At 60.1% G+C, this 910-nt stretch carries 1 pseudogene; it reads left to right on the plus strand.

The features are described 5' to 3' along the window. A pseudogene (gene istA, locus FN060_RS15395) lies at positions 1-910 on the plus strand (IS21 family transposase); the annotation flags it as partial.

The following is a 910-nucleotide window of genomic DNA, read 5'->3' on the forward strand; positions in this document are numbered from 1 at the left end:
GTCCCGGAATACCATCCGCAAATATCTGCGCGCCGGCGCCGTGGAGCCGAAGTTCAACGTGCCGGAGAGGCCGAGCAAGCTTGATCCGTTTGCAGATCGTCTATCGGCCTGGCTGAAGACGGAGTCTAAGAAAGGCCGCAAGCAGAAGCGGACGATGAAGCAGCTACACGCTGATCTTGTCAGCCTCGGCTACGAGGGGTCGTACAATCGTGTGGCTGCCTTTGCGCGGGAATGGCGCGATGATCGTCAGAGGGAATTGCAGACGACGGGCCGCGGGACATTTGTGCCCTTGGCGTTCGAACCAGGCGAGGCCTTCCAGTTCGACTGGTCGGAAGATTGGGCGATCATTGGCAATGAGCGCACCAAGCTGCAGATCGCCCACACGAAGCTGAGCTACTCCAGGGCCTTCATCGTCCGGGCATACCTCCTGCAGACGCACGAGATGCTGTTCGATGCCCACAACCATGCCTTCCGTGTCTTCGGTGGCATTCCTGGTCGCGGCATCTACGACAACATGCGCACGGCGATCGACAAGGTTGGTCGTGGCAAAGAGCGCGACGTCAACGTCCGCTTCATGGCGATGGCCAGCCATTATGTGTTCGAGCCCGAGTTCTGCAATCCGGCTTCCGGCTGGGAGAAGGGACAGGTCGAGAAGAACGTGCAGGATGCGCGTCATCGCTTCTTTCAACCGATCCCGCGCTTTCCAGCACTGGAGGCCCTGAACGATTGGCTCGAGGAGCGTTGCAAGGAGTTCTGGGCCAAGACACCCCACGGTCAGTTGCGTGGCACTATTGCCGACATCTGGGCCGAGGAAGTCCCAGCTCTCATGCCGCTCTCCAGGCCGTTCGACGGGTTCGTCGAATATACGAAGCGGGTCACGCCCACCTGCCTCGTGCATCTGGAGCGCAAT

This window comes from Pseudorhizobium halotolerans, from assembly GCF_902153235.2.
GTDB lineage: Bacteria > Pseudomonadota > Alphaproteobacteria > Rhizobiales > Rhizobiaceae > Neorhizobium > Neorhizobium flavum.